The sequence below is a fragment of the Microbacterium sp. HJ5 genome (assembly GCF_054824025.1).
Map to the genome: position 1 here is coordinate 1 of NZ_JSYE01000043.1, position 8,155 is coordinate 8,155.

At 65.7% G+C, this 8,155-nt stretch carries 8 protein-coding genes; 4 read left to right on the forward strand and 4 right to left on the reverse strand.

What is annotated here, in order from left to right:
- On the forward strand, positions 1-587 hold a 587-nt coding region (locus OB08_RS15820; RefSeq protein ID WP_461476415.1), incomplete at its 5' end, for a GAP family protein.
- A 53-nt stretch (positions 588-640) separates the two neighbouring features.
- On the opposite strand, the gene OB08_RS15825 is transcribed toward OB08_RS15820, so the two are convergent.
- From OB08_RS15825 to OB08_RS15835, 3 genes are all read right to left on the reverse strand, one after another.
- Positions 641-1,489 carry a carbohydrate kinase family protein gene (locus tag OB08_RS15825; RefSeq protein ID WP_461476417.1) on the reverse strand — a complete coding sequence of 283 codons (849 nt, stop codon included), beginning with the start codon at positions 1,487-1,489 and terminating at the stop codon, positions 641-643.
- 26 nt (positions 1,490-1,515) lie between these two features.
- Positions 1,516-2,439, reverse strand: a complete 924-nt coding sequence (locus OB08_RS15830; protein WP_461476419.1) for an ADP-ribosylglycohydrolase family protein — start codon at positions 2,437-2,439, stop codon at positions 1,516-1,518.
- A gap of 98 nt (positions 2,440-2,537) precedes the next feature.
- Complete coding sequence (locus OB08_RS15835; RefSeq protein ID WP_461476421.1) at positions 2,538-3,563, reverse strand: LacI family DNA-binding transcriptional regulator; 1,026 nt, start codon at positions 3,561-3,563, stop codon at positions 2,538-2,540.
- A 172-nt stretch (positions 3,564-3,735) separates the two neighbouring features.
- On the opposite strand from OB08_RS15835, the gene OB08_RS15840 reads away from it, so the two are divergent.
- The 3 genes from OB08_RS15840 (at position 3,736) to OB08_RS15850 (ending at position 6,853) form a co-directional block, all read left to right on the forward strand.
- Positions 3,736-5,067, forward strand: coding sequence for an ABC transporter substrate-binding protein (locus OB08_RS15840; protein WP_461476423.1), 1,332 nt, complete (start codon positions 3,736-3,738; stop codon positions 5,065-5,067).
- Between the two features lie 107 nt (positions 5,068-5,174).
- On the forward strand, positions 5,175-6,023 hold the full coding sequence (locus OB08_RS15845) for a carbohydrate ABC transporter permease (RefSeq protein WP_461476425.1): 849 nt from the start codon (positions 5,175-5,177) through the stop codon (positions 6,021-6,023).
- Complete coding sequence (locus OB08_RS15850) at positions 6,023-6,853, forward strand: carbohydrate ABC transporter permease (RefSeq protein WP_461476427.1); 831 nt, start codon at positions 6,023-6,025, stop codon at positions 6,851-6,853. Before OB08_RS15845 ends, OB08_RS15850 begins: the two co-directional genes overlap by 1 nt.
- Positions 6,854-7,806: 953 nt before the next feature.
- Here OB08_RS15850 and OB08_RS15855 read toward each other — a convergent pair.
- A complete protein-coding gene (locus tag OB08_RS15855) occupies positions 7,807-8,022 on the reverse strand; it encodes a helix-turn-helix transcriptional regulator (protein WP_461476429.1) in 216 nt (71 codons plus the stop codon).
- Positions 8,023-8,155 lie beyond the last annotated feature (133 nt).

Sequence of the window (8,155 nt, forward strand, 5' to 3'; positions counted from 1 at the left end):
TCACGCTCATCCTCATCGCCGCCCCGAAGCGTCCGGGTCTTCTGGCAGGCGCTGCCGTGCTCGGCGCGGCGATCACCGTGTTCTCCGTAGGAGCTGCGCTCTTCCTCACCGCCGGCGCCGCGGCGGGCGCCGTCGACGGCATCGTCATCGGCCTGCGCTACCTAGCCTTCGGTGCCGCTGGCATCGCGCTGGTGGTCGCCGGCATCCGACGATTCACCGACCGACCCCGCCAGTCCATCACGCTTCCCGCCTGGTTCAGCCCCTGGACCGCGCTCCCCTTCGGCGTGCTGCTCACCGCCGCAGACCTCCCCAACGCCTTTCCCTACTTCATCGCGATCGAACGCCTCGTCAGCAACGAGATCAGCGCGGGGGTGGGCCTCACGGTCATCGCTGGGTACACCGTCATCTACTGCCTACCCTGCCTGATCCTGCTGACCGTCGGCCTCGTCGCCCGCGACCGCGTCCGACACACCCTGCAAAGACTGGTCGATCGCTTCGGCACGGGAACAGTCGGAGGCTCCGCGCCGATCGCGATGATCTTCATCCTGCTCGGCATAGGCGTCGCGAGCATGCCGTTCTGGATCTGACCCATCGAGCCGTGAGAACCCGTACACCACGCCACTCGGGCGCGAGGCGGGCCTCAGCGCACCGGCTCGGGGCTGAGGATCTCCTCGATCCCGCTGACCGCTCCGCAGGCGGGCGGGATCGAAGACTCGGTCTGGACCATCGCCGCGGCCCACCGCGCGCCCGCTTGGAGGCCGACTCGACCATCGGTCAGACCTCGTGCGTACGCGGCGAGGTAGCCGGCGAGAAATGCGTCGCCCGCGCCGGTGGTATCCACCACCTTTGCGGGGGCGGCTTCCTGGGTGAGCGAGTGCTCGGGGTCGTGTTGGCGGGCCCCGCGTGCGCCGTGAGTCATCACGATGCGATCGAAGCGGTGGAGTGCGGCGGTGAGGTCGGTGTCGGGGCGGATGTCGGCGTGGGAACCGAAGGCGATATCGGCGTGACGCACCCGCGGGTCTTCCACGGCACCGAGTCCGACGATCGTCGTGCAGCCAGCGGCTTGTGCGAGTTCGAGCGCTGCGAGGTATCGCCTGTCCCACACCACGAACACGACGAGGTCCTCCGGACGGAGCGGGACCTGCGAAAGGTCGATCTCGGCTGATCGGTCGGGTGTCAGGCCGAGGATGGTGCGGTCGCCATCGTCGTGGACGAGAACGATGACGTGTTCGCTCTCTCCTTCGACCCATTGGATCTCGAGGTGGGCCACGTCGCTGTCCAGCAGCGTCTGGTGGAGCCGCTGCCCGCGATCATCGCGGCCGAGCACCGTGACGAACCCGACCTCCACCCCGGACGAGGCCAGCGCCTGCGCCACATTTGCCGCAGAGCCGCCGGGGCGTTCGATCTTTCGAGCGCCCCGGGTGAAGCCGCCGGGCGCGGGGTACGTGTCGACGTGCACCACGGTGTCCCACGCGATGGCGCCGACCACCCAGACCCGCGCACAAGCCCCGGAGTTCAATTCTCTGTCCGCATCTGCGTCAGCACTTCGGCCGCGTCGCGCAGGTCGCGAACCTCCGACCAGAGCACGTCATCGATCCAGGGCAGTTCGAGCAGTTCGTCGTCGTCCCCGCTTCGCGCCGCGACCAGGCCGCCAGCCAGCGCGGCGACGGTATCCGTGTCTCCGCCGAGCTCGCATGCCAACCGGTACGCGTCTTCGAGCGTCTTGGAATGGCGCACCACCCACACCACGGCCAACAGGGTCTCTCCCGGCTCCAGGGGAACTCCCCCGGTCGGCGGGACCCACGTCTCAAGAGCATCCAGCTGAACGGCGACGCTTGCGGGCAGCTCGTCAAGCTGTGCGGCCTCACTTCGCAGGAGCTCGTGGATGTCCCCGGCGACGCCGGTGCTGACCGCCTCGGAATACAGACGAGAGCACAGCACCGCGCATGCTATCGCCGCGGGTTGCTGATGCGTCGGCCAGGTCAAGTGTGCGACCGTGCGACGTCGCTGCTCGGCGGCCGTGACGGGGAACCCCAGCCCGAGGAGGCTGGTGCGCATCATGCCGCCGTTTGTCTGCCCTACGATGCCGGCGTGCTGAGGGTCGACGTCCATGCCCAGCGCCGCGCGGGTGGTGGGCCCCAGTCCGCGGAGTTCGTGCGCCTGACGACGCAGACGCTGAAGGAATACTCGCGCCGATCCCTCGGGGTCGGCTGGTGTCGTGGCGAAGATCGTGAGCAGGCTCAGGAGGGTGTCGTCGCTGACGCCGCCCAGTGGCCAATCCGCCCGCGCCCCCATCGTCGACATGTCCACGGGGAGTGGCTCGGGCGTGTACTCGTAGGCGACGCCGAAAGCGTCCCCTGCCGCGAAGGCCATCAACGTCAGAAGCACCCGCTCCTGCAGCTCCCCTTGCGCCTCTTCGAGCAGCGAAACCGCGCGCATTCGATACCAACCCTCTCTCGTCGTGAAACCGGTTACATCGTGCCAGAGGCTGCGCGCGAGCGCAACACCCTGATTGGTGCTCTCGCGAAGCCGCGGTGTCAGGCGGTGTCGCCGGGGATCAGGACAGGAGAGATCACCGAGGGCTGGTGCGGGAGCCCCTGCATCCGATCGAGGAGGCCCGCGACCAGCTGCGCGCCGATCTGGTTGTAGTCGTGGCCGATCGTCGTCAGCCGCTGCGTCCGCTGCTGGGGCAGCGCGACGTTGTCGAATCCGACAACCGCGATCTGTCCGGGCACCGAGTAACCGCGCTGGTCGAGGACCTCGAGCGCACCGATGGCCATTTCGTCGTTGGCTGCGAAGACGGCGTCGAGGTCGTTGTTTCGGTTGAGGAGCCAATTCATCGCGTCCGCTCCGGAACGGCGGGTGAAGTCGCCGTGGGCGACGAGGGACTGGTGCTGGGCCAGTTGCGCCTGCGCCATCGCCCGCGTGTATCCGTCCAGCCGATCGCGTGCAGGGGCGAGCGCGAGATCACCGGTGATCGTCGCGATGTGTCGCCGGCCGCGCGAGGCCAGGTGGTCCACGGCTAGTGCGGCTCCAGCCCGATGGTCGGAGTCGACGTATGTCAGTGGGGAGTCCGGCAACTCCGGCCTGCCCCAGATCACGGCCGGCAGCTCGCTCTCCGTGAGGTAGCGCTCCTGATCCGTGCTCATGTGCCCCACGACGAGGAACCCGTCGACGTTGCGGGTCGCAAAGAACCGGCGATACCTGTCGGGGGTTGTGAATCGTTCCCTGGAGGTGATCGAGTGGCCGAGAGCGATGAGGTTGCAGTCCAGCTCATTGGCGAGCAAGTGCTCGTAGACCGTGGAGGTCGCCATGCCCCAGAACGGATTGAGGACGAGGTCCCACAGATCGCGGAAGAAGAGCAGCCCCACCGTTTTGGTGCGCACCCCGCTGAGCGCCCGCGCATGCCGGTTGGGGGCGTAGTTCAGCTCAGCCATCGCCTGCCGGATTCGGGCCTGAACTTCCGGTGCGACGATTTCGGGTCGATTGAGTACCCGTGAGACGGTGGCCTTCGATACGTCTGCAAGCCGCGCGACGTCCGAGATCGTGACTTTCTTGTCCACGCTCGGAGCCTACTCGCGCCGACACCGGTTTCATCGATAGCAAGAGCATCGAGAAATTCTGTCGCGCAGGCGGGAGAACTGTGATACAAATGCCAAGCAAGATGAAACCGGTTACATCCGATACCCGGTTCAGCGCTGCGGCGCTTCCCCGAAGGAGAGGAACGTTTTCAACATGTCTGCAACCACACGGATGCGGGCCGGCGCAGTCGTCGCGCTCGCTGCGCTCGGGCTCGCCGGATGCGCCGCCACCGGGGACAGCAGTCCCGGCGAGGGCACCGGGACCGTCACCATCTGGATGGACGACAACACCGAGAACCCGTGCTTCGTCGAGACCCTGACCGACACGTACGACAACCCGGACGTCGACGTCGAGGTCGAGCTGAAGACCGACTGGGACTCGCTGACCAAGACCGCCGTCGCGGGCGGCGGCGGGCCCGACATCATCATGACACCCGGCATCACGTACACGGTGGAGTACGCCAAGGCAGGAGCCCTGGCGCCGCTGGACGACTACGCCGAGGAGTACGGCTGGGCGGACACGATCTCCCCGTGGGCGCTGGAGGCCGGCGTCAACGACGAGTCCCTTTACAGCCTGCAGAGCGAGCTCGAGACGATCATCCTCTGGTACAACAAGACCGTCTTCGAGGAGCTCGGACTGGAAGCGCCGACCACCACGGCTGAACTCGTCGAAGTAGCCGACGCCCTCGACGCCGCTGGCGTCATCCCCTTCGCGTCCGGCAATGCCGAGTGGAAGGGCGTGAACGAATGGTCCGTGAGCGGCCTGTTCAACGGTCTCGCCGGCGCCGACGAAGTTCACGCGGCGCTGTCAGGCGATGCGTCATTCACCGATGATGGCTTCGTGGAGTCCATCGAACTCATCGACACCTGGCAGAAGAACGGCTACTTCGCAGGCGGCCTCGACCGGTACTACACCAACACCTTCGACCAGTACCTTGCCGGCTTCGGTGCCGGCGAGGCCGGCATGAATATCGAGGGCAGCTGGCGCTTCAGCAACATCGACTCGTTCTTCGAGCCCGCCGGCAACGAATGGGACTGGGTGCCGTTCCCGACCGAGGACGGCAGCGAGCTCTACAGCATCGGAACGGGCTCGAGCTGGGCGATCAACAACGCCAGCAAGAACAAGGATGCCGCGGCCGATGTACTCAACCACATCTTCGATCCCGAGACGCAGGCGCAGCTCGCGGTGGACTGCGGCTTCGCACCGGGACCGGTGAGCCTCGACGAATCGATGCTCGAGGGCCTCGACCCCCGTCAGGCTCGCCTCTACGCCTCTGTGGCCGAGGCTGCAGCCAACGGCGACTACGGCTACCTGACCTGGGCGTTCTTCGGGCCCAAAACCGACAAGTTCCTCTACGAGGAGATCGAGAAGGTCTGGTCCGGGTCGATGTCCGTCGAGGACTACCTCGCCGGAGTGCAGGCCCTCAACGAGGAAGAGCGCGACAGCGGCGACCTCCCGCCGCTTCCTCCTCGGGAGCAGTCGTGACCTTCACCCTCAGCCGCCCGGGCACCTCGGTGCCCGGGCGGCGCCCCTCCTCCTCCGACGCAGCACCCCATCGCAGGCGCACGGTGAACCGCCGGCGGGCAACTCTGGTGGCCTGGGCGTTCATCGCCCCAGTCCTCGCTCTCCACCTGTTCACCGTCGCCCTCCCAGCCGCCAGCGGCATCTACTACTCCTTCACCGACTGGAGCGGCATCGGCGATGCCGAGTGGGTGGGGCTGGAGAACTACCAGCGACTGCTTCAGGACAGCGACTTCCTCACCGCGCTGGCGAACAACATCAAGTGGCTGCTGTTCTTCTGGACCGTGCCGTTCATCCTCGCGATCGGTGCCTCGTTCCTTCTGAGCCAGGTGCGTCGCGGCGCGACCTTCTACCGGCTGATCTACTTCATCCCCTACGTGCTGCCCAGCGTCGTCGTTGCCAGCGTCTGGAAGTTCATCCTCAACCCCGACAAGGGACTCCCCTCGTTCCTGTCAACCTTCGGCATCCAGGGATTCGACAAGGCGCTCCTCGGACAGGAGTCCACCGCGCTGTGGACCATCGCCTTCATCGACAACTGGCACTACTGGGGATTCCTCGCCACGCTGCTCCTCGTGGCGATGCAGAACGTCCCCACCGAGCTCTACGAGGCGGCGAGACTTGACGGCGCCAACCTCTGGCATCAGCTCATGAACGTCACGATCCCGGCGATCCGTCCCACGCTCATCTTCATGTTCCTCATGACCGGGATCTGGTCGTTCCTGGTCTTCGACTACGTCTGGGTGCTCACCCAGGGCGGGCCGGCCGGGTCCTCCGAGGTGCTCGGCACCCTGGTGTACAAGACGGCATTCACCGAGTTCGACGCCGGCTACGCAGCCGCGCAGGGAGTGAGTATGGCAATCTTCGCCAGCTTCCTGCTCGGGCTTTTCATACTCATGCGCAAACGCGGCTGGGAGATCTGATGACCACGACAGCCACCACGCCCGCACGCGTCGGCCGCCACATCCCTCTGATCATCCTCGCCGTCTTCGCGGCGTTCCCCCTGTTCGTCCTCGTCACGAACTCCCTCAAGAGCCGCACCGAACTCGCGCTCAACCCCATCGGGCTTCCGCAGAACCCGCAGTTCAGCAACTTCGTGACCGCCTGGCGGGACAGTGACTTCGCCCTCCACGCCACCAACAGCATCATCCTGGTCTTCACCACTGTCTTCTGCGTGCTCGTGCTGTCCGGCCTCGCCGCGTACAGCCTCGCAAGACTCGAACCGCGCGGTAGCGGCGCGGTCTTGTTCTACATGCTCGCCGTCACAGCGTTCCCGATCTGGCTTTACCTGGTGCCCCTGTTCTTCACATGGCGCACCCTCGGACTGCTCAACAGCTTCGCCGGCCTGATCATCATCTACACCGCGATCAATTCGCCGCTCGCGATCTTCCTCCTCCGCAGCTACCTGATCCGGATCCCCAAAGAGATCGAGGAAGCTGCGTTCGTCGACGGCGCAACCAAGCTGCAGGTACTGGTTCGCATTATCCTGCCGATTTCGTGGACCGGCTTCCTGACCGTCGGCCTGGTGGTCGCCGTCGCGGTGTGGGGGGAGTTCCAGATCGCCTTCGTCATGCTGCAGGACCAGGACAAGCTGCCGGTGACCACCAGCTTCTACCGATTCTCCGAAAGCTTCGGCCAAGACTGGTCCCTCACGAGTGCTGTCGCGGTCCTTGCCATCCTGCCGATCTGCATCCTGTTCCTCATCTTTCAGCGCCGATTCACTGAAGGACTGACCCAGGGCAGCGTGAAGTAGGTTCAGCAAGGGGCCTGATCCAGCACTTGAGTCGGCATGCCACCTCTAATCCCGGGCGGTTCTCGTCTGAGCGCTCCGATGGCCTTCAGGGGATTGTTGCGGTGACTTCGCATTCTGACCTGCGCGAGCGGACCGGTAATCCATGACCGCCGGACCGCGAAGCATTCGGCAAGCAATCAATATCCGGCGCGCATCCGGCGAGCAGGGTGGCCTGGATCTTCTGGGCCCGATTGGCGTCCGCTGGACGTTGCTTCTGCGCACGGACGTCAAGGAACTCAACACAGAGCGACACAGTCCTGGGAAGTCGCCATCGCGCCGCCGGCCCCTCGCTACGGACGCATCGGCACCTCGGATCGACGCCGCATTTCGCGTCGACAAAGAGCATCACGACGCTCGGCGGAGGAGACGGAGCGAATCGATCCCCACGTCTCCTCGTGCGCCGCCGTTGCATGCCACGTCGATGCCGCTGAGATCGGCGCAAGTTCGCGGCTCGCCGAGGTCTGGCGGGCGCCGCCAGCCGGACAAGCTCGCGCGGACGGACGAACCGCGAGCAAACTCTTCCCAAATCGTTCTCACGCGGAGACTAAAATAGCCCCTGATCGGGGCGATTTCTGGCGGAGACGGAGGGATTTGAACTCCCGCCGCGGCGCCTTTCGTGAGCTGGTTCCGATGTGCGCGCCCGTGATTCCGCGGCGACTGCTATTTCGTCGACCGGAATCGGTGTGCCCGACGCACGTCAGTTCTTCCCAAAACGTTCTCACGCGTAGCGACCGGACACCTTCCATACTCCTGTGCTGCCCTCGCCTCGACCGTGCGATTGGCCAGCGCGTCGACGCCGCGGGCGCGCGCCTCCGCGTCGAGGGCCTTCGGGTGTCACTCCGGCGACTGGCGAGCAGCGGTTTCCTCGGCCGCGATCGATTCAGTGGGCTGCGTCGACCTCCCGACTGGCCTCCTCACCGTCTGGGATTGCGCCGGGCGAGATCCTGAGCCGCTTGGTTCGGCGAGTAATTCAGCTCGCGGATGGCTGCGAGGACTTTCTCACTCGTCTGTTGACGAACGTACTCGCCGCCGTTGATGACCCGGGACACTGTCATGTGCGACACGCCCGCGAGGAGGGCGACGTCGTAGATCGTCGGCTCGAGCCGGTTGTGCTCCTGATCTGTCGCCATGGCTTGCTCCTTCGGGGGTGTGCCTGCTCAGAGGCTCTGAGCGAGTCGGTAGTACGCCTGATTCCACCGCAGCTCGCGCTGGAACGAGCGCACGGTGGTGTCTTCGTCGATCACGACGAGCTCGGTCTTGGCG

What these genes read in the sequence shown, in the direction of transcription:
- OB08_RS15850 (WP_461476427.1), top strand. Translation starts at nt 6,023, where the DNA reads ATGACCACGACAGCCACCACGCCCGCACGCGTCGGCCGCCACATCCCT.
- OB08_RS15830 (WP_461476419.1), bottom strand. Translation starts at nt 2,439, where the DNA reads ATGCGCGCGGTTTCGCTGCTCGAAGAGGCGCAAGGGGAGCTGCAGGAG.
- OB08_RS15840 (WP_461476423.1), top strand. Translation starts at nt 3,736, where the DNA reads ATGTCTGCAACCACACGGATGCGGGCCGGCGCAGTCGTCGCGCTCGCT.
- OB08_RS15855 (WP_461476429.1), bottom strand. Translation starts at nt 8,022, where the DNA reads ATGGCGACAGATCAGGAGCACAACCGGCTCGAGCCGACGATCTACGAC.